The sequence below is a fragment of the Ignatzschineria sp. RMDPL8A genome (assembly GCF_029815055.1).
Lineage (GTDB): Bacteria > Pseudomonadota > Gammaproteobacteria > Cardiobacteriales > Wohlfahrtiimonadaceae > CALZBJ01.
This window is the reverse complement of record NZ_JAPPWA010000002.1, coordinates 1,127,109-1,148,812: the sequence shown is the minus strand read 5'-3', so window position 1 is coordinate 1,148,812 and position 21,704 is coordinate 1,127,109. Positions and strand designations below refer to the sequence as shown.

General features: G+C 43.9%; 16 protein-coding genes and 1 riboswitch. Of the genes, 12 read left to right on the top strand and 4 right to left on the bottom strand.

What is annotated here, in order from left to right; genetic code table 11:
* Positions 1-6: 6 nt before the first annotated feature.
* Entirely contained in the window at positions 7-765 is a 759-nt protein-coding gene (locus tag OXI21_RS06785; RefSeq protein WP_279618803.1) for a Nif3-like dinuclear metal center hexameric protein, read from the bottom strand.
* 264 nt (positions 766-1,029) lie between these two features.
* Between OXI21_RS06785 and fdnG the strand changes: the two genes are divergently transcribed.
* The 7 genes from fdnG to OXI21_RS06750 all read left to right on the top strand — a co-directional run bounded on the left by fdnG (position 1,030) and on the right by OXI21_RS06750 (position 11,586).
* Entirely contained in the window at positions 1,030-4,089 is a 3,060-nt protein-coding gene (gene fdnG / locus OXI21_RS06780) for a formate dehydrogenase-N subunit alpha (protein WP_279618802.1), read from the top strand.
* A gap of 16 nt (positions 4,090-4,105) precedes the next feature.
* Complete coding sequence (gene fdxH, locus OXI21_RS06775) at positions 4,106-5,044, top strand: formate dehydrogenase subunit beta (protein WP_279618801.1); 939 nt, start codon at positions 4,106-4,108, stop codon at positions 5,042-5,044.
* Positions 5,045-5,047: 3 nt separating this feature from the next.
* Positions 5,048-5,686, top strand: coding sequence for a formate dehydrogenase subunit gamma (locus OXI21_RS06770; protein WP_279618799.1), 639 nt, complete (start codon positions 5,048-5,050; stop codon positions 5,684-5,686).
* Positions 5,687-5,770: 84 nt separating this feature from the next.
* Positions 5,771-6,625, top strand: a complete 855-nt coding sequence (fdhE, locus tag OXI21_RS06765) for a formate dehydrogenase accessory protein FdhE (protein ID WP_279618798.1) — start codon at positions 5,771-5,773, stop codon at positions 6,623-6,625.
* Positions 6,626-7,153: 528 nt separating this feature from the next.
* On the top strand, positions 7,154-9,574 hold the full coding sequence (locus tag OXI21_RS06760) for an autotransporter outer membrane beta-barrel domain-containing protein (protein WP_279618797.1): 2,421 nt from the start codon (positions 7,154-7,156) through the stop codon (positions 9,572-9,574).
* A 196-nt stretch (positions 9,575-9,770) separates the two neighbouring features.
* The gene (locus OXI21_RS06755; protein ID WP_279618796.1) at positions 9,771-10,703 is read left to right on the top strand and encodes a hypothetical protein; all 933 of its coding nucleotides are present in this window, start codon (positions 9,771-9,773) and stop codon (positions 10,701-10,703) included.
* A 196-nt stretch (positions 10,704-10,899) separates the two neighbouring features.
* Positions 10,900-11,586 carry a fumarylacetoacetate hydrolase family protein gene (locus OXI21_RS06750; protein WP_279618795.1) on the top strand — a complete coding sequence of 229 codons (687 nt, stop codon included), beginning with the start codon at positions 10,900-10,902 and terminating at the stop codon, positions 11,584-11,586.
* An 84-nt stretch (positions 11,587-11,670) separates the two neighbouring features.
* On the opposite strand, the gene OXI21_RS06745 is transcribed toward OXI21_RS06750, so the two are convergent.
* Entirely contained in the window at positions 11,671-12,975 is a 1,305-nt protein-coding gene (locus tag OXI21_RS06745) for an MFS transporter (protein ID WP_279618794.1), read from the bottom strand.
* Between the two features lie 105 nt (positions 12,976-13,080).
* Complete coding sequence (mgtE, locus tag OXI21_RS06740) at positions 13,081-14,112, bottom strand: magnesium transporter (RefSeq protein WP_279618793.1); 1,032 nt, start codon at positions 14,110-14,112, stop codon at positions 13,081-13,083.
* Between the two features lie 226 nt (positions 14,113-14,338).
* A riboswitch (M-box (ykoK) riboswitch) is annotated at positions 14,339-14,509 on the bottom strand.
* Between the two features lie 189 nt (positions 14,510-14,698).
* Here mgtE and trkA point away from each other — a divergent pair.
* Entirely contained in the window at positions 14,699-16,081 is a 1,383-nt protein-coding gene (gene trkA, locus OXI21_RS06735) for a Trk system potassium transporter TrkA (protein ID WP_279618792.1), read from the top strand.
* Positions 16,082-16,105: 24 nt separating this feature from the next.
* Positions 16,106-17,311, top strand: a complete 1,206-nt coding sequence (locus OXI21_RS06730; protein ID WP_279618791.1) for an argininosuccinate synthase — start codon at positions 16,106-16,108, stop codon at positions 17,309-17,311.
* Between the two features lie 123 nt (positions 17,312-17,434).
* Here OXI21_RS06730 and gltP read toward each other — a convergent pair whose 3' ends face one another.
* Positions 17,435-18,820 carry a glutamate/aspartate:proton symporter GltP gene (gltP, locus tag OXI21_RS06725; protein ID WP_279618790.1) on the bottom strand — a complete coding sequence of 462 codons (1,386 nt, stop codon included), beginning with the start codon at positions 18,818-18,820 and terminating at the stop codon, positions 17,435-17,437.
* Between the two features lie 417 nt (positions 18,821-19,237).
* On the opposite strand from gltP, the gene pxpB reads away from it, so the two are divergent.
* From pxpB to OXI21_RS06710, 3 genes are read left to right on the top strand one after another with little or no spacing between them, the layout of a single operon-like run.
* Entirely contained in the window at positions 19,238-19,909 is a 672-nt protein-coding gene (pxpB, locus tag OXI21_RS06720; protein ID WP_279618789.1) for a 5-oxoprolinase subunit PxpB, read from the top strand.
* On the top strand, positions 19,906-20,886 hold the full coding sequence (locus tag OXI21_RS06715; protein ID WP_279618788.1) for a biotin-dependent carboxyltransferase family protein: 981 nt from the start codon (positions 19,906-19,908) through the stop codon (positions 20,884-20,886). The genes pxpB and OXI21_RS06715 overlap by 4 nt, the downstream gene beginning before the upstream one ends.
* Positions 20,879-21,655, top strand: a complete 777-nt coding sequence (locus OXI21_RS06710; RefSeq protein WP_279618787.1) for a LamB/YcsF family protein — start codon at positions 20,879-20,881, stop codon at positions 21,653-21,655. The genes OXI21_RS06715 and OXI21_RS06710 overlap by 8 nt, the downstream gene beginning before the upstream one ends.
* Positions 21,656-21,704: the final 49 nt, after the last annotated feature.

Here is a 21,704-nt window from a genome sequence, read left to right as displayed (position 1 = left end):
CAAGGGCTATACGGGATTATCGATATCAATAAAGGTAACATCGAGCTGATGTTCGTCCGCAAGCCACTCGCCAAGCGCCTTCACACCGTAACGCTCAGTCGCGTGATGTCCGGCGGCATAAAAGTGAATCCCCATCTCACGGGCGATATAGGTCGTACGTTCTGACACCTCGCCGGTAATAAAGGCATCCACGCCATATTCTGCTGCACGCTCGAGATAATCTTGCGCTGCCCCACTGCACCAAGCAATGCGATGAATTTGATCGGGCGCATTATCGCCGATGTGAAGCGGTTTACGCGAAAGCGTCGTTTCAAGGAGCGCTCTAAATTGCTCTCCACTCATCGGCGCAGTTAACTCCCCTTGCACCACGAGCGGCATCGCATCCTCTTCATCTAAGGGACGAATATTTTCGACATTCCAGAGCTTTCCGAGCATCGCATTATTACCAAGCATTGGGTGCAGATCAAGGGGGAGATGATAGGCAAAGAGATTAATATCATGTTCGATGAGCGCTTTGATCCGGCGATATTTCATCCCGCGCAATAGAGGCGATTCATTCTTCCAAAAGTAGCCGTGATGCACCAAAATTGCATCGGCTTTATGGGTAATGGCGCGATCTATTAAATCTTTTGAAGCGGTTACTCCCGTGATTATGCGGGAAATATCGCTTTTCCCCTCAATTTGGAGCCCATTTTCGACATAATCTTTGATCGATAGTGAATTGAGTTTTTGATTAAGTAGGCGTTCTAATTCAAATTTATTCATCTTTTAATATTTTTATTATCTATTCATCGGCAGACAAGCTAAAATATACAGTATACCTTAGTCCGAATCGAGATATTAGCTGATATCTTTGATTATTCAGAAAAAGGTCTATAATCTATCTCTAGCTTAAAAGTGGGTAACGGGAAGTCTACTATTTAAGCAATCTATAATTGAATACTTTATATAATTTAACCTTTGGTTCGATCGAGTGTAGTCGTCAACCAAAGCTATTATATTTTTCCCGCAACGAGAGGTTAATGGATTATGCGTTTATCAAGACGACAATTTTTTAAAGTATCTGCCGGTACTCTAGGAGGAACAGGTCTTGCAGCATTGGGCATGACGCCAAATATTGCAAAAGCTGAGGTGAGAACCTATAAGCTCCTTCGCGCAAAAGAGACCCGCAGTGTCTGTACCTACTGTTCAGTAGGATGTGGAATGCTCTTCTACTCAATGGGTGGAAAGCCGAAAAACTCAAAAGCTGAAATCATTCACGTGGAAGGTGACCCAGATCACCCAGTAAGCCGCGGTTCACTCTGCCCGAAAGGTGCCGGTGTGAAAGATTATATTCACAGCCCGAAACGTCTTAAATATCCTGAAGTACGTCGCCCTGGTTCTGACAAATGGGAACGCATTTCATGGGATGAAGCGATTCGCGATATTGCGCGCTTAATGAAAGATGACCGTGATGCCAATTTCATCGAGAAAAATGAACAAGGCACAACGGTAAATCGCTGGGTTTCAACAGGGGCATTAGTCACCTCTGCCGGAACGAACGAAAACGGATTTGTTACCGGTAAATTCCTCCGCTCACTCGGTATGATCGCTATCGATAACCAAGCCCGTGTTTGTCACGGTTCAACGGTTGCGAGTTTAGCGGCATCTTACGGACGTGGTGCAATGACAAACCACTGGTGTGACATTAAAAACACCGACTTTATCCTAATCATGGGTGGGAACGCTGCTGAGGCGCATCCAGTTGGATTTAAGTGGGCGATCGAAGCGAAGAAAAAAGGCGCTGAGATCTATGTAGTTGACCCCCGTTTTAACCGTTCTGCGGCCGTTGCGGATTATTATGCACCGATCCGTTCAGGCAGTGACATCGCATTCTTAGGCGGTGTAATCACATGGTTAATCGAAAACGATAAGATCAACTGGGAATACGTTCGCGAATATACGAACGCTGCCTTTATCGTTCACCCTGATTTTGACTTCGAAGAGGGTTACTTCTCCGGTTGGGACGATAAAGCTCAAAAATATACCGATATGTCCTCTTGGAGCTATGACCTCGACGAAAATGGTCATGCGAAAATCGACAAAACCCTTCAGCATCCTCGCTGTGTATTCCAAATGATGAAAAAACATTATGCGCAATACACCCCTGAGATGGTTGAACGCGTCACTGGAACGCCGAAAAAAGCCTTCCTTAAAGTGGCAGCAAAACTCGGTGAACATTCTAAACCCGATAAAGTCTCAACGATTTTATACGCACTTGGTTGGACGCAACACACCACCGGAACGCAAACCATTCGTACCATGGCGATGATCCAATTACTGCTTGGTAACATCGGTATGCCAGGCGGCGGAGTTAACGCACTTCGCGGTCACTCAAACATTCAAGGGTTAACGGACTTAGGTCTTCTGTCGACCCAACTTCCCGGCTACTTAAATCTTCCAAAAGATAGCCAAGATTCTCTTGAGAAATATTTAGCGGAAACAACGCCAAAAGCGCTTCGCCCAGGCGAGCTGAACTATTGGGGTAATACACCTAAATTCTTTATCAGCATGATGAAAACCTTCTACGGCAAACATGCAACTAAAGAGAACGATTGGGGCTTTGAGTGGTTACCAAAATGGGATAAATCATACGACATTATCCAAACCATTGAATTGATGCGTCAAGGCAAAATGACCGGCTATATCTGTCAAGGATTTAACCCTCTTGCGGCGGTTCCAGACAGTAACAAAACCCGCGAAGCGTTTGCGAAACTTAAATATATGGTGGTGATCGACCCACAAGAGACTGAAACCTCAGTATTCTGGCAAGATCATGGCGAACATAACGTTCACACTAAACCTGAAAATATCGATACCGTAGTATATCGCCTGCCCGCTCACGCGTTCGCAGAAGGATACGGTTCAATCGTAAACTCAGGCCGCTGGTTACAATGGCATGAAAAAGGCGCTGATGGTCCTGGCGAATCAAAAGGGGATGCGGAAATCTTATCGCTTCTTCTCTTTGAATTACGTCGTCTTTATAAAGAAGAAGGCGGTGCATGCCCAGAACCTGTGCTTAACATCTCTTGGGATTATGATCAGCCCACCAAACCAAGCCCTGAAGAGATCACAAAAGAGCAAAATGGATACGCGCTTGAAGATCTTTACGATGCAAACGGTAAATTAATCCGTAAAAAAGGCGAGTTACTTAGCAGCTTTGCTGAACTTCGCGCCGATGGCTCAACTGCGTCAGGATGCTGGATCTATGCCGGTTCTTGGACGGAAGAAGGCAACCAGATGGCCAACCGCGATAACAGCGATCCATCAGGCTTAGGCAACACCTTAGGCTGGGCGTGGGCATGGCCTGCAAACCGCCGTGTTCTCTATAACCGCGCTTCATTAGACCGTTACGGTAATCCATGGGATGACAAACGCGTTCTCTACCGCTGGAATGGTAAAAAATGGACTGGATTCGACACGCCTGACTTTAAAGTCGACGAGCCGGTTGGATCAGAGATGAGTCCATTTATCATGAACCCAGAGGGTGTTGGCCGTCTCTTCTCAGCGGATAAACTCGTTGATGGACCTTTCCCAACGCATTATGAGCCGATGGAAAGCCCCCTCGATGAAAACCCGATCTATCCTAAAACCAAAAATAGCCCCGCTGCGCGTATCTTCGATCGTGACCGCGAGCTATTAGGATCAAATAAAGATTTCCCTTATGTTGGAACAACCTATCGCTTAACCGAGCACTTCCAATTCTGGACCAAAGGTGCGTATGCGGCCGCCATCACTCAGCCTGAACAATTCGTTGAGATCAGCGAAGAGCTCGCAGCTGAAAAAGGCATCGCAAAAGGAGACTGGGTTAAAGTCTCTTCAAACCGCGGTTACATCAAAGCGAAAGCCGTTGTTACAAAACGTATTAAAGCTCTCCAAGTGGACGGACGTACGATTCATCACGTCGGTATTCCACTTCACTGGGGCTTTGTCGGGGTTGCTAGAAAAGGATTCTTAGCGAACCACCTTCCAGTTGCTGTTGGGGATGCCAATACCCAAACGCCTGAATACAAAACATTCTTAGTGAACATTGAAAAGATCTCAGCATAAGGAGGGATAGACAAAAATGGCACTACAATCATTAGACATTAAACGTCGCTCTGCGACATCGACGCCCTCACCTCAAGCTCGTGAAACTCTTGAAGTTGCAAAACTGATCGACACCACGGTTTGTATCGGGTGTAAAGCGTGTCAGGTAGCCTGTTCCGAGTGGAACGACCTGCAAGATGAAGTGGGCGAATGTGTTGGGGTTTACGATAACCCAATCGACTTATCTGACCAATCCTGGACGGTCATGCGCTTTGCTGAGCATGAAACTGTAGATGATGAGGGTGATACTACCCTTGAGTGGTTAATCCGTAAAGATGGCTGTATGCACTGTGAAGATCCGGGCTGTTTAAAAGCTTGTCCTTCACCGGGCGCAATCATTCAATACTCAAACGGTATTGTGGATTTCCATCAAGAAAACTGTATTGGATGTGGATACTGTGTGACCGGTTGTCCTTTCAATATTCCTCGCATTAGTAAAAAAGATAACAAAGCGTATAAATGTACGCTCTGTTCGGACCGTGTATCCGTAGGCCAAGAGCCTGCGTGTGTGAAATCATGCCCAACGGGTGCGATTCAATTCGGTTCTAAAGAGGATATGAAAGAGTACGCGCAAACGCGTATTAAAGACTTGACCAATCGTGGATATGACAATGCCGGTCTTTATGACCCTGAAGGCGTCGGCGGAACGCACGTAATGTACGTTCTTCATCACAACGATAAGCCAAGCCTTTATAGCGGTCTGCCAGATAAACCACAGATCAGTCCTCTTACCAAACTTTGGAAAGGCTTCCTCAAACCGCTTTCGACCTTTGGTATCGCGGCGTCGATCTTTACTGGATTCCTTCACTACATCACTGTCGGCCCAAGCCGTGCAGATGACGATGAAGAGGATGCGGTAAAAGTTGATCCTAAAGCTGATAACAAAGTAATCAAGCAGTTAAACAAGGAGAAATAATCCATGAAACCACAACGTCTAATTCAGCGCTATAATGCAGCAGAGCGCATTAACCATTGGATTGTCGCTGCATGTTTTATTTTGTTAGCCTTATCAGGACTTGCGTTTTTCTACCCAAGCTTCTTCTGGTTAACACAAGTATTCGGTACGCCACAAATGGCAAGAATCGTGCATCCTTTCGTAGGAGTCATCATGTTCTTAGGCTTTGCACGCCAATTCTTCCGTTACGTTACTCGTAACGTGCCAGATATGGACGACGTAAAATGGGCACTTTCTGTGAAGAAAGTGATTCGCGGTGATCACATGCCAAACGTTGGGAAATACAACGGTGGGCAAAAAGTGATGTTCTGGGCAATGACTGTATGTCTGATCGTTCTTGTTATTACAGGCGTGATGATGTGGCAACCCTACTTTGCGAACAACTTCTCAGTGCCTGCACGCCGTATCGCAATCTTACTGCACGCATGGTCAGCGTTAATCTTAATCGCATCGATCATCGTTCACGTATATGCGGCAATCTGGGTTAAAGGAACCATTCGCGCAATGACCGAAGGCGTCGTTACTGAAACATGGGCGAAAAAACATCATCCTAAATGGCATGCTGAAGTGATGGAAAATCACGCAAAAGCTAGCGAAAAGTAACGCACTCGTCATTGAAGTGAATCGAACAAATCTAATAAGCGCTCTCGCGAGATTGCGCTTATTATTTTTTAACAAGGATAGACTATGATACCTACAGGTAAAATTGAAGCCATTATTCCCGTCATGCCACCGCGTGATCAGCACTTTGCCAATCGCATTTCAGAGCTTGAAAAGGCCCTTAAAGCGCACCCTGGCGAACCGAATCTGATCTTCTTAAAAACGCTCGTGGAAGCGGAACAAAATAGTTTCCGCAAAATGGATCAATTCACCTTTGAAACCAATGAAAAAGTGCCCTTCTTTAAGTCACTTGATCATTACGAAGAGGCGCTCAATATCGCCTTAGAGACCACGGCACGTTTTTTGCAAGCCGATCTCATTAACGATAAGGTGAAAGCCGCCATCGATACGCTGTTATCACTCGATAATGCAACCCGTTTAAACTATTTTAAAGCAGCCCATGAGCTCAATATGGACGACGTTCCAGCGGAGTATCGCCTCTTTATTTTTAGCGCGCTGCATACAGTGTTATACAAAATTGCAACGACACTCAAGGTGTCGGACGATTATCTTTTACTAGATAAATCGCTCTGCCCTTGTTGCCAAAGCCCTGCGATTAGCAGCGTGATTGATGCCGACGATAATGGCCTACGCTACCTTGTCTGTTCACTGTGCGAAACCAAATGGCACCACGTGCGCAGCCAATGCACCCATTGCAAAAGCTCAAAAGATATTCAGCTCATCTCAATTGATGAGGAAGATCTTAAAGCGACTGCCGAGACGTGCGGCGAATGCAACGTTTACCTCAAACACATTGATCGCACCAAAAAAGATGATCGTTCAAAAGACCCCTTTATTGAAGATCTTTTAACGCTCGCCTTAGACCTTGCGCTCAATGAAGAGAATTTCCAACGCTTAACGGTCAACCCCTATTTAGGCTAGTTCGCCAAGATCATTCACATGATAAAAATCCATCCGTGGATAAGGTAATATAGATCAACTAAGCTCGATTCTTTTATTTGAGTCCCATGATTTAATTTGTCCGCATTGTGCGATCAATCTGCCCTCTTATGAGAAAAACTTGATTAAATGATGCAAACATAAATCGATGGTTAATTTCAATAATCGGTATGATTGGCCCGCTCAATGCGGCACTTTCAAACACCTTTATCAAGACCTCTATCTAACTGTATTTAAATAAAAATATGTTATTTAAGAGGTCTTTTTTTTATAACTGTTTTTTATGCCCTTCCCTTTATACATCCCCCTCCTTTTTCTCCATACCTCTCTCATCATTATCTCCCATCCTTTGCATAGTTGCGTAACAATCTATCAATTTATATAATTAACATGCCAACAATTAAAAACAAAAACTTACATTTAATTACATTATTTTAATTGTTAACATGAAGTAGAGATATCATTTTGGTTACATCTTATGCAACGTAAGATAAAGGAAGACAAACAACTATGAACCATAACAAAAAACGCTTATATCTACTTGTGAGCGCGATTCTCGCCGGTGGAATCATCTACGCAGCTCCTGCAACGTCAACCGTCACAAATCTGCAGGAGTTAATTGATGCTGGAGGCGTGATTAAGACATCTGATACTACTGCTTTACGCATTTCAGATACGAAATTATTTAAGTATGATGGCGTTGTCGATATCACGCATACACTTCAGAACTACCTTAATTACGGAATCGAAAGTTTAATTGTAAAAAACTCAGATGCCAATTTTAAGCAATTGATTTATACAGTGGATGACAACGGCACATCAACGGACGAAGCTATTGATGGTATTTATGTTGAAACCGGAACTCTTAAGGATAATTCATTTAATGGCTCTCGTATAACCATCGGTGAAAACTCGACAGTTAACATCACAGGAAATGCTGGTGAGTGGGTTATTGGACTGCAAGTTTTAGGCGCGACTGAGCTCTATAATGCTGGAATCGGAAGCATTTTTGAGGCTAATGTTGGAGACAACTCTACATTTAGCATCAAAAACTTGGGCAAAGGCAAAGCGCAAGGCATACAGGCACATAATACAGGTGCCACTATCAATCTTGGAGAAAACTCTAGGATTCATACCTCTACTAATAAAGGAGATAGTGAGGCATTGGGGTCAAGCTATGGAGGAACTGTAATTGCAAAGAAAGGATTAAACCTCCTAGCAGAATCCACCGCTGGCAATGCATATGCTATCTATGCGTGGCATCCCAATAATATTCAAGACATGCACCACTCTAAAGTTATTTTAAATGGGGGCACGATGCAAGCACGATCAGATGATCCTTCAAAAAGTGCATATTCCCTATATGTATGGAATGGTGGAAACATCATAGGTAAATCAGGGAAATATACTTTAAATGGTCGTATTGCTGCTTTTTCTGGCGAAAAGGGTGATGCTTATATCGATATGACATTTGATCCAGGTTCGACTATTACCGGAAACTCTTATTACAGCGATGGGAGCGAAATCAACTTCGACCTAAAGGGTACAACCTGGAATATCACTGAATATTCTAATATCAACAATCTCACCTTTAGCGATGATGATTCAGTCATTAATTTTGTGGGTAACGAATATACCACGCTTGAAATTGAGAACCTCACTGGTAATGGCGGGCTTTTTAATCTCCGCTCCTCCATTGCAGAAGATGATGGGGATTACCTCTACATTATAAACGGGAGTGGAAGCCATAAGCTTGGCGTAAAAGACTCCGGTGTTGAGATCACTAAACCAGATGAAATAGAATTTCCTCTTGTAACGGATGAAAGTGGTAATACCCATTTTGCTCTCACGAAAGTAGATGGGACAAACATCAATGCGATCGATGGCGGTACCTACCTCTTTTATCTTCATAATCGTGATGAAAACAACAAAAAAGTTTGGTATTTAAGTGCTGAAAAACAGATCGATCCCGATCCAACGGATCCAAATCCGATCGATCCAACTCCACCAATCCTCGAAACAACGCCATCAACGGATGCAGTGATTAGTTTAGCGAGCGCGCCACAACTGATTATGGCAAACGAGATGAATAATCTTCGCTTTCGTAAAGGGAGCGTAAAAGCCAATGCAGAAAGCGCCGGCGTTTGGGGGCGTGTTATTGGGGATTCCACTAAAATTAAGGAAGGCCCTGCCCACTTTGACCTTGAACAAATGGGCTTAGAGATTGGGGCAGATACCGTGTTAACGCTCGATTCTGGATCACTTCTTCTTGGAGGAATGGCGAACTACAGCTGGTCCGATGTGAAACATCATCGTGGCGGCAAAAGTAAGGTCGATAGTTATTCATTAGGGCTTTATGCAACCTACTTTTTTGACAACGGATTTTATCTTGATGGGGTTTTAAAATATAACCATTTTGATAATGAACTTCGCGCCCGATCAACCCAAGGCGATATCGTCTCAAGTGACTATTCGCAACACGGGTATGGACTCTCGCTTGAAGCCGGATACGATTGGGATTTAGGTAATAATCTCTGGATCGAACCCTACGGGAAACTCAGCTATATCAGCGTCAATAGTAAAGACATTAAACTCAGCAATGGCATGGAAGCGCATATCAGCTCACACGATTCCCTCACAAGTGAACTGGGCTTTAGCTTCGGGAAAGATTTTAATCTCGAAAATAGCACCATTTTCTCACCCTATGTGAAATTTGCGTGGAATCACGAATTTATTGATGACAATAAAGTCCGCATTAATAATCGCCACAATTTCGTCAATGATTTCTCAGGCGATCACATCAAAGCCGGCGTCGGTTTTAACGCAAAAATCCAAGATGATTTATCCCTTTTTGGTGAAGTAAATTATCGTTCAGGTAGTTATATCGACGACTCCGTCCAAGCGAACTTTGGAATCCGTTATAACTTCTAACGCGCCATCATAAAACGCAATCATTCAATCATCCATGCCCCGACTTTTAATGTTGGGGCTTTTTATTACCAACCACTATTATTATCAATTGCTTATTGAAAATAATAAATCATTATATAAAAATGCGTTTAGTGATAATATGTCACGATGTTTTTAAAACTACAAATCAATTTATTGCAAAAAATGAGGATATGATATGAAAAAAATCATTGCGGCGGGACTTCTAAGCGTCCTATTAGTAGGATGTGGCGAACACGATGAAGAGTACTTCTTTAAACATCAAGATAAGGCTGAAACTAAACTAAAGTCCTGTGAAGAAAAGATCTACGCTGCTATCGAAAAAAATGATGAAAAAGCGTACGAAAAAGCATTCAACGACAAAGAGTGCCATGCAGCCGATGCTGCCCTAAAAAAACAGCGCCAACTCGATTATGAGAAAGAAGTTGCGGAGCGAGAGCTTAAAAAACAACGTGAAGAAGAGGCACGCTTAAAAGAGATCGCAACTGAAAAAGCAGCGATTCTTGAGCAACATAAAAATGCCACCTGGCAAACCACAATCTCTGAATACCTCAAAGTAGAGTGTAACCAAGGATTTTTGCAAGCCCCCAGCCCCTCTTGCGCCGCTTGGAAAGAGATCTATGATGAGGCGGTCACCTCTGGAAAAACAGAACTGTTACAATTTTCATTCCTTGAATTAAAAGAGAAAGAAAATGAGTTTTGTAATCTTGATAAACGCAGTGGATCTGTCTGTTCTGTATGGGAAATGGCTACAAGCGAACAAGGCAAGGCCGAATTGGACGGTTTAGATCTCTCTGCAATAGAGACTAAAAAAGCCGATTACTGTAAAGATGGTAGCTACTCAACAAACTGCCGTGTTTGGACAAATGAGTGGAATCAAAAAAGTGAAGAGCTAATCAAACACTTCTTAAATGAGGATGAAATTTTCGTCCAAACCTATAATAGCTGCCTAACTGAAATTGATAAAATCCGTCAATCAAATGGTAGCTGGGACGAAAGACATCAGGGAGAATCAACCATTCGAACAAACAGCCCCTGTCTACAGGCAGAACGCGCTTATACCCGCCGCGGCATGGGATATGACCCATATAAACGCTACATCGCACAATAGTGATCTTTTGATTATTCTATCCATTTAAGATCTCCCATGATATAACCCGCGGGAAAGAGCATCACACTCTTTCCCTTTTTTCTTCCGCCCCTCTCCATTTACGCACAAGAAAAATCTTCTCAAAGCGGGTTAAGCATGGTACAAATGATGGGAGAAGAGTGGATTATCTTCAGATAAAAACAACGAGGAGATTAGTATGAGTTACATTGTTATTCGCCATGATAAAGAACCGGTTCGTAACATTTTTTGCATTGGACGCAACTATATTGAGCACGCCCACGAGCTTAATAATCCGGTTCCCGAAGCCCCACTTGTATTTTTTAAGCCCACCGGCACGCTTCTTCATGAAGGGTCTCAGATTCCTCTTCCTGTCTATTCTGAGGATGTGCATCACGAGGCGGAACTGGTACTTTTCATCAATAAAGATGCCGAAGGACTCACCAAAGAGAATGCGCTCAATTTTATTGGGGCAATCGGACTTGGGCTTGATCTCACCGCGCGAGATATTCAATCAATTGAAAAATCAAAAGGGCATCCTTGGTCGCGCAGTAAAGGCTTTAAAGGCGCAGCGCCAATCTCAAAATTCATTCCCTTTTCAGAGGCCGCAATGCCGCTTGGACAGATTCGTTTTTCACTCGATGTCAATGGTGAGCGCCGTCAAACCGGGCATCTCTCTGAGCTGATTTTTGATATCCCCACGCTTTTGGAGCATTTAAATTCCATCTACGGTCTTCAGAAAGGGGATTTAGTCTTTACCGGTACACCCAAAGGCGTTGCCAAAATGAAGACTGGCGATGAGATGAGTCTTAAACTTACCACGTCAATTGACCCAGACAACCCCACGGCCAATGAGATCGTTACTGCTGAATTTACCGTTGCATAATTCGTTCAATTAACATTGTGTAATTGAAGATCTAAGCACTGACGCGATGACAGGGTTCCTGCCCTTAAAATCCGCAGTGCTTTTTTATTCCATCGGCGTTAACGGTTTGACTTCTCGGCGAATCACAAAGAGCAGAATCACCCCCGGAATAAAGAGAAATGCCGTGCCGATAAAGAAATCATACCAACCATATTCCGCCACTAAAAACCCCGAACTCCCTCCAAGAAGACGAAGCCCAACCGCCGAAAGGGAACTTAATAGCGCATATTGCGTCGCCGAATAATTCCGGTCGCAAAGCAAGCTTAAAAACATAATAAAGAGCGCGCTCGCAAACCCAGAGACAAAATTCTCTAACGTGATCGCAATCACTAATGAATGGATCGTCGGATAATGCAAAATTAATAGATAGCCTAAATTCGTCACCCCGATCGCAACCGCCGAATAGAGGAGGCTTTTATAAATTCCGATCGTACGGATCACACTTCCCGCCACAAACGCGCCTATGAGCGTTGCAATAAGCCCGTAAACTTTAGTAACCACCCCAATTTGAGTGCCGTTATAGCCCATATCGGTATAAAAATCTGCCACCATTACGCCAGAAATCGCATCGGGCAATTTATAACAGATAATAAAAAATAGGATTATCAGAGATTTATCGCGGATAAAAAATTGCTTAAAGGTAAGCATCGTACTCTTAAAAAGATTACGCAGATGGCCTTTAATCGTTTTTGGCGCATCATGTTCTTCGCTCTTATCCGCTTCAAGCATGATCTCGGGCTCCGTGATAAATAGCGTAGCAATCGCGAGCGTCATAAAAAGCCCCGCGAGTAGCATAAAGATAATTCCCCAACTTAAATAGTCCGAAAGACTGAGCACACCTGCACCCATGACGAGCATCCCTAAACGATAGGTCATCAGCGAGCTACTGCTGCCATAAGACTGCTCTTCCGGCGTTAAATAGTCAATGCGATAAGCGTCAATCACAATGTCTTGGCTTGCAGAGAAAAAGGCGAGAATAAAGATCAATAACCCCGTTAATATCGGCGAGGATTTCGGATCGATAAACGATAATCCGACAAAAACGAGTGCTAAACCGAGCTGAAAAAAGAGAATCCAACCTTTACGGCGCCCAAATAATCCAAATAGCGGCAAGCGATATTGATCAAGAAGTGGTGCCCACAGGAATTTAAAGGCATATGGTAATCCTAAAAGCGAGGCAAGTCCGATCATCTCTTTTTTGACGCCGTGGCTTGAGAGCCAATAGGTGAGCGTCATCAACGTCATCATAATCGGAAGCCCGGAGGAGAATCCAAATAGCGCTACCGCTAAATTTTGCCGTTTAAGATACGGCTCGAAGGATTCAATCATCGATTCCAGTCGTTTTAACATGCGTTACGCTCCCTTATGTAATTCCCTTTACCATAACAAAAGGGCAAGTCCAACACTCGCCCTTTCAGATCTTTTATCACGTTTTTATCAAAATCGGCAATTAAATTAACCAATATTTAAAAACATGCTCGCAATGCCAAAATAGATAAAGACCCCTGCGATATCACAAATTGAGGTGACAAGCGGTGTGCTCGCCGTTGCCGGGTCAAGTTTAAACCAACGGAAGATAAAGGGGAGAATCGCCCCGAGGAGGCCTCCGAAAAGCACAACAATCACCATCGATGAACCGACCGCAATCGCTGTTTCTAGCCCCACATTCCCCATCGCACTATGCACGCCACGATAATAACCAATCCCTGCGATCGCAATCGCCATCGTCAGCCCAAGGAGGATCGCAACGGAAAGCTCTTTCATTATCACTTTAAACCAATCTTGCGCTTTAACATCACCGACTGCCATCGAACGAATCACCAGCGTCGTCGATTGCGATCCGGTATTTCCACCACTTGCAATCAAAAGCGGTAAGAAGAATACCACGTGAACGTATTGCCCAATTAATTCTTCATAATTGGCAATCCCCGCGCCGGATAATAGATTCACAAAGACTAAAATTACCAGCCACGGCATCCGTTTAACGTAGAGCCAGAGCGATGGCGCTTTTAATAGCCCACCCTCAATTTTCTCATCGTCCACCGAGATCGACGCCATTTTATGAATATCTTCGGTAGCCTCTTCCTGCATAACGTCCATCATCGCATCGACGTGGATTACCCCAATCATATGACGCTCTTCATCCACAACGGGAATGGTGACAAGGTCGGTATCTTGGAAGATTCGCGCGGCAAGTTCTTGGTCGAGATTTGAATCGAGCACAATGAGCTCTTTTTTCATAAACTCTTTTAAAATAAGGTCGCCTTTTGCGCCTAAGAGCTCGCGAAGTGAGAGTACGCCCTTAATCTTTTCGGTGCTATCGACCACATAGATATAGTGAATATTGGCCTTTCCACGCACATTTTGGCGCAGATATACAATCGCTTCATCAGCGGTATAATCTTCAGGAATGCGGATAAACTCGTGGCTCATTAACGAACCGACGGTATCTTCTGCAAAGCTCATCTTGAGATCTTGAATGACCATAGGATACTCCCTCATCTTTTAGCACGAATATATAATTATACAATTCGAGCGCAGCTTGATTATCAATAAAGCTCAATAAATTTGATATCAATAATGACTAAAAATAGATGCCGTTCACAATGGGCTCTATTTTCGCATATTTATTCGATAGCGATGGAGGTTTTACCAAAATTGACGCAACGATGGCTGAGTCGCCTCAACATGAGACGCTCAAAGTCGATGTTTGAAGGATCCCCCTTCGTAAAGTTTTAGCACTATAGGGCCGGTTAATGCTCCATTTAACCAGTTACATTAAAGAAACCTTAATTCGATTTTCTCTGCTAACCCATTGGTGTCTCTCGACGTTTCTGGGCAGTAACGTATCTCCCTATAGGAGCCTCACCTAACGAGGTTTGTCGCCTTAATAATCAAGCAACTCAAACTTACTTGTAAGTGCGCATACTAACGAAAATCATTCTTCTTTTCAAATCATTTTCAGTAATCAGTTGCATTTTATAAAAAACTTAGCGTTTGTTGTGAAGCCTCGTATCAATCCCCTTTTAAATGGGCTATAATTGAGTGCGATTATTCCATAAGCAAATTTGTCATGAAGATTTTAATTTTAGGCGCAGGTCAGGTTGGCTCCACGGTTGCGCACGTCTTTTCGAAAGAGGCGCAAAATGAGATTACGATTATCGATAGTCACTACGAACCGTTAGCGGCCCTTAAAGAGCAATATGATATCCGTACCATTCGTGGTAACGCGGCGCATCCCACCGTTTTAGAGGAAGCGGATGCTGCCAGTGCCGATATTATAATTGCCGTTACATCAAGTGATGAGGTCAATATTGTGGCCTGTCAGCTTGCCTATTCTCTCTTTAATGTCAAACTCAAAATTGCCCGTCTGCGCTCCCAAGCCTATATCGAGCATTCCGACAATATCTTTGGTTATAAGATCAATTCAGCATTTAATATTGACGTGGTGATCAGCCCGGAAATTTTAGTAACCGATCAGATTAAAAATATTATCGAGCTTCCCGGCGCGCACGATGTGCTACGTTTTGCCAAAGGGAAAGCGCTGATGATCTCTACCGACATTCAAGAAGGCGCACCCTTTGCCTATCGCTCCATTGCTGAGATCCGCGAGAAACTGCCCCATATTAATGTTAATTTCACCGTACTCTTTCGCGATGGGGAGGAATTTTTCCCAAATGGTGAAACCGTACTTCTTCCGGGGGATTATCTCTACTTTTTAACGGCGCGTCATCAAGCCCGACATCTCATTGAAAAGCTCAATCCCACCAATAAAACGGCGAAGAAAATTATTATCGCAGGTGGCGGGAATATCGGCGCGCAACTGGCGGAAACACTCGAAACCTTTGCGCAAGTTAAAGTGATTGAAACCGATTCCGATCGGGCGCACCGCTTAAGCTCCAATCTCAATAATAGCCTAGTGCTTCAAGGCGACTGTACCGATGAAAACCTTCTCTTTGAAGAGAATATCGAAACCACCGATATTTTCTGCGCGGTAACGAACGACGATCAGACCAATATCTTATCGAGCATGCTCGCAAAACGGCTTGGAGCAAAATATGCGATGACGCTGATTAATCGTTCCTCCTTTTTGGAATTGATTCAAGAAGAATCGAAGATTGACCTTGCCTTTTCACCGCAACAAGTCACCTTAAGTACGCTCCTGACCTACATCCGTAAAGGCGATGTGGTGCAGGTCTATTCACTTGGACTTGGCAGCGCGGAAGCGATTGAAATTGTCGCCCATGGTACAGAAGAGAGCTCGAAGCTCATCGGCAAACATATATGTGACATAAAATGGCCCGAGGGAACCATTTTATCTGGTATCATACGGAAAGGTAACGTCCTCATCATCAACGATGAAACGTTAATCGAAGATGATGACCACATAATTCTTTATATCAACAATAAAGATAGCATCCCTGAAATTGAAGAACTTTTCAAAATCAATAATTAGCAATTAGTACAACAGGAGACACTAATGGATAAAGTAAACAAAGTCGTCCTCGCCTACTCTGGCGGCCTGGACACCTCTGTGATCTTAAAATGGCTACAAGATGAGTATAACTGTGAAGTGGTAACCTTTACCGCTGATATCGGACAAGGCGAAGAAGTTGAACCTGCACGCGAAAAAGCGCAAGCATTAGGGGTTAAAGAGATCTATATCGACGATCTACGCGAAGAGTTTGCTCGTGACTTTATCTTTCCAATGTTCCGTGCCAATGCAATTTATGAAGGCGAATACCTTTTAGGGACTTCAATCGCGCGTCCGTTAATCTCAAAACGCTTAATCGAAATCGCCAATGAAACCAACGCAGATGCGATCTCACACGGCGCAACCGGTAAAGGAAACGACCAAGTACGTTTCGAGCTGGGTGCTTATGCACTTAAACCCGACGTTAAAGTGATCGCACCATGGCGTGAGTGGGACTTAATGTCACGTGAAAAGCTCCTCAATTATGCTGAGAAAAACAACATCGTGATCGACCGTCACGGTAAAAAATCACCTTATTCAATGGATGCTAACTTACTTCATATCTCCTATGAAGGTCTCCTCTTGGAAGATCCATGGGCAGAGCCAGAAGCGGACATGTGGCGCTGGACGGTTTCTCCTGAAGAGGCTCCAAACACCCCAACTTACTTAGAATTAACCTATGAAAAAGGGGACATCGTTGCGATCGATGGCGAGCGTTTATCACCTGCAACGGTGATGGCACGCCTTAACAAACTCGCAGGCGACAACGGAATTGGCCGTGTGGACATCGTAGAAAACCGTTACGTGGGTATGAAAGCTCGCGGATGCTACGAAACCCCAGCTGGCACCATCATGCTTAAAGCACACCGCGCGATCGAATCAATCACCTTAGACCGTGAAGTTGCACACCTTAAAGATGAATTAATGCCACGTTACGCAAGCCTCATCTATAACGGTTACTGGTGGAGCCCTGAGCGTGAAATGCTTCAAACCATGATCGACAAATCACAAGAATATGTGAACGGTGTAGTTCGCCTTAAACTCTACAAAGGCAACGTCATTGTTGTTGGCCGTAAATCAGACGATTCTCTCTTTGATGAATCAATCGCAACGTTTGAAGATGACGAAGGCGCATACAACCAAAAAGACGCGGAAGGCTTCATCAAGCTCAACGCGCTTAGAATGCGTATCGCAGCAAAACGTAATCGTTAATTGTCGATTTAGACATTAACCATCAAGGCTAAAACGCAAAAACCTCTTAAGCATGCCTTTCAAATAAATCGGCGCTTAAGAGGTTTTTTATTGTCCGCTTTTATTACTCAGGTTATCGTAGTTTTAATCCTGCTCTGCCTTTGATAAAACGAGCGGCACCTGTAACGCTTGATCGTCCAAAACCTCTCGGTTTTGATCCTCCTCGATCCCTAACATTTCAGCTTCATAACGGCGAGCTTTATCCTCATCAAACTGCCCTTCCCATTTCGCAATTACAAGTGCAGCAAGAGAGTTCCCCACCACATTTAACGCGGTACGCGCCATATCCATAATGCGGTCGACACCGGCAATAAAGGCAAGTCCTAAAGTTGCTTGCTCCATCGGCATAACGCTGCCTAAGGTTGCAAGTAATACCACAAACGACACGCCTGGAACGCCCGCAATCCCTTTTGAGGTAATCATCAGCGTTAAAACAAGAGTAATCTCCTGCCAAATCGAGAGATCAATGCCAAATAATTGCGCCACGAAGATCGCCGCAATGCTCTGGTAGAGCGTCGAGCCATCGAGGTTAAAGGAATATCCTGTTGGAATCACAAACCCCGTAATCGCTTTCGGTGCGCCATAGGCTTCCATCTTTTGCATAATGCGCGGAAGCACACTTTCAGAGCTTGAGGTTGAATAAGCAAGAATCAATTCATCTTTTAAAATCGCCATCAACTTAAAGATATTGAGCCCAAAGAGTTTCGCCACTCCCCCTAAGACCACAATCGCAAAGAAGATAATCGCCGCATACACAAGGACCACTAGTTTTAAGAGCGGAATCAGCGACTCAAATCCAAATTGCGTCACCGTGACAGCAATGAGAGCAAACACCCCAATCGGCGCGTAACGCATAATCAAATTGGTCACCCGAAACATCGTCTCCGCAACGCTATTTAACACATTAATTAACGGATTGCGTTTATCGCTCGAAAGACCGGCTAGAGAGACGCCAAAGATCACCGCAAAGAAGATAATCGCAAGCATATCTCCTTTTGCCATCGAGTCCACAATATTGGTTGGAATGAGGCCTAACAGCGTTTTCACAAAGTGATTATCATGCTGAACCGACACCGCCCCTTGCGCGTACTGGGAGATATCACTTTGCGTTAACGCCGACACATCAATCCCCGTTCCCGGATGAAAGAGATTCGCCGCCGTAATCCCGACCACAATCGCAATGGTGGTAATAATCTCAAAGTAGAGAATCGATTTAAAGCCGATCCGACCGAGCTTTTTCGAATCCCCCATACCTGCAACGCCGACCACAATCGTCGCAAAGACAATCGGCACCACAATCATTTTAATCAAGCGAATAAAGATCTCACCCGCTGGTTTAAATCCATTTTGAATCAACCCATCGACCCAGGTGGCCGTCTCCGGTTGATTATGAAGCACCGTCCCCACGGCGATCCCTAAAATTAAGGCAATTAAAATTTGCCACGCGAGCGTTAATTTAAATCCTTTCATAGCAGTCACTCCTTTTGACTAGCGCTCAAAACCCTCCATGAGCCTCCGTTTCAATCGATGTTGTATCGTTTTTTGTCGATAGAAACTTATAGCACCCACCAAACCATGTCGACAACCTCATTTTACTTATCTTTACAAAATAAATTGTGAAAAATGGTTGTTCGAAAAATATTTCAATGAGTTAACTAAAGGGTCTTTACAGTTTTCTTTGGATTTTTATTATGGTTTTTACTCAAATTTATCTTCATAAAAATATAAGCTCTAAAATGCGGCGAAAGCCCTACTTTCCTAATCGAATATTGACAGCGACTCAAAAAATTTTGTACTCTGATTGTGTAAATACTATAAAAATAACCATTTAAAATTACGCTATTCAATAAAACGCGTACTAGCATTTAATAACCAAAGGGGAATAGTGTGTCTATCGAAATTTATTCGGTTGGCGATCGGGGAATTACGCTTGCAACAAAAGGAGCGGTCACGCTCGACATTCAGCAACGCATCTGGTGGATTAGCACAGAATTAACTGCATCCGAAGATAGGCAAATTATTGATATTATTCCTGGGATGAATAGTTTAACGCTTACACTCAATCCCTATGCAGATTGTGATAAACAAGCATTAATTACTCGTTTAACGTCATTGTGGCATCAATCTAACTCCATTGATTTAAGCAATCATTTCAAGGGAAAGACCATTGAAGTCCCTGTGATTTATGGTGGAGAAAAAGGCCCTGATCTATCAGAGGTTGCGGCCATTCATAACCTAACCCCGATGGAGGTTATTCAGCGCCACACAGCGCCACTCTATACCGTTTATTTTATCGGCTTTATGCCAGGATTTGTTTATTTAGGTGGCCTAGATCGCTCGTTAGAAACCCCTCGCCGGGCAGAACCACGCCTCAAAATTCCAGCAGGAAGCGTCGGCATTGGTGGAGCGCAAACCGGCGTTTACCCTGCTGAATCACCAGGAGGGTGGCAAATTATCGGAAATACAAGCCTTGCGTTTTTTGATGCAACACGAGAACACCCTTCCCTCTTTTTACCAGGCGATCAACTGAAGTTTATTGCCGAGGAGATTCTCTTATGATGGAAGTCATTAAAGCAGGACTCAGTAGCACAATCCAAGATTATGGCCGTTTTTCTCACGCCCATCTAGGGGCTGGAAAAGCAGGCGCAATTGATGGTGTATCACTGCATTTAGCCAATCGTTTAGTCGGTAACCCTGGAAACACTGCAGCCCTTGAAATGGTTATTTTAACGCCGGTGAAGGTTCGATTTCATCGCAACTGCTGGATTGCCGTAACCGGCTCAAACTGCGCCATTAATATCAATGATCGAGCACAAGGGTGGCACGGATGGCGCATTCATATAAAAAAAGGAGAGACCGTTGAATTAAAACCAACGCATAATTCCGGTATGTATTGCTATCTCGCTGTCTCTGGAGGATTTGATACGCCACGGATAATGGATTCTTACAGTACCGATATTAAAAATCACCTCGGCGGACACAAAAAAGATGGTTCTACATTAAGTGATGGGGATTTGATTCCTATTGCAAAAGAGCAGCCCGTTATTACGCACGCAATTGGGGTTCGTGCATTTAATCGCACCTTTATTAGTACAACCATTTCAGTACTTAAAGGCCCTGAATATGATCAATTTTCAGAGGATTCTCGCCGAGTATTTTGGGCAGAGCTATGGCGTATTAGCAATAATAGCAATCGAATGGGGACACGATTAGAAGGCGCTATTCTTACGCGAGATATCACCACTGACATGCGCTCGCAAGGCGTTTTTGAAGGTGTCATTCAAGTTCCGCCAAATGGGCAACCGCTCATTCTTGCTGCAGAGTGTCAAAGCACCGGTGGATACCCTAGAATTGCTGTCATCCCTCAAGCTGAACTTTGGAAACTCGCTTACATTGCAACGCGCCAACGCGTGCGTTTTAAATTAATTGATGATGCTGAGGCAAATCGTCGCTTGCAAGTTCAACAACAATACCTTAATACTGTTGAATCTATGTTACAACTCTCAAAAACAGCCTTTGGAGGATATTATGAATAATCAATCCGCTCTTAAAATCGATTTAAACTGCGATTTAGGAGAGAGCTTTGGCCCATGGAAGATGGGAAATGATGCAGCTATTTTACCGCTGATCAGCTCTGCAAATATCGCCTGTGGCTTTCACGCTGGTGACCCGACGATTATGCATCAAACCGTTAAACTGGCTTTAGAAAATAATGTGGCAATTGGCGCGCACCCTTCTCTGCCTGATCTACAAGGATTTGGACGTCGCAATCTTGCAATTACCCCTGAGGAGGCTTACGACTTGATTATTTACCAAGTAGGTGCGCTAAAAGGTTTCTTAGAGGCAATCGGCGGAAAATTGCATCATGTTAAACCTCATGGTGCGCTCTATCAAATGGCGGCACGCGATAAAACGCTTGCCCTATCGATCGCACACGCTATTGCGGATATTTCAAAAGGAGAGGCTATTTTTTACGGCTTAGCGGGAAGTTGCATGATCGAGGCGGGCCGTGAAGCAGATATTCCGGTTGCAAGCGAGGTCTTTGCGGATCGAACCTATCAAAAAGATGGTAATCTCACCTCTAGACGCGAAGCAAATGCATTGATTATTGACCCTGAAATCGCGCTCAAACAAGTCTTACAGATGATTCAAGAGAAAAGTGTAACAACGACCTGTGGAGAAATCATTTCACTAGAAGCCGATACACTTTGCATTCATGGTGATGGCATAACCGCTCTTGAGTTTGCTAAAGCAATTCATAAATCACTTCATTCACACCATATTTCCATCACATCTGCCATTTAAATTAGCTTTACTCTCAACTCATAATAATAACAATAACCATAAAAGGAGT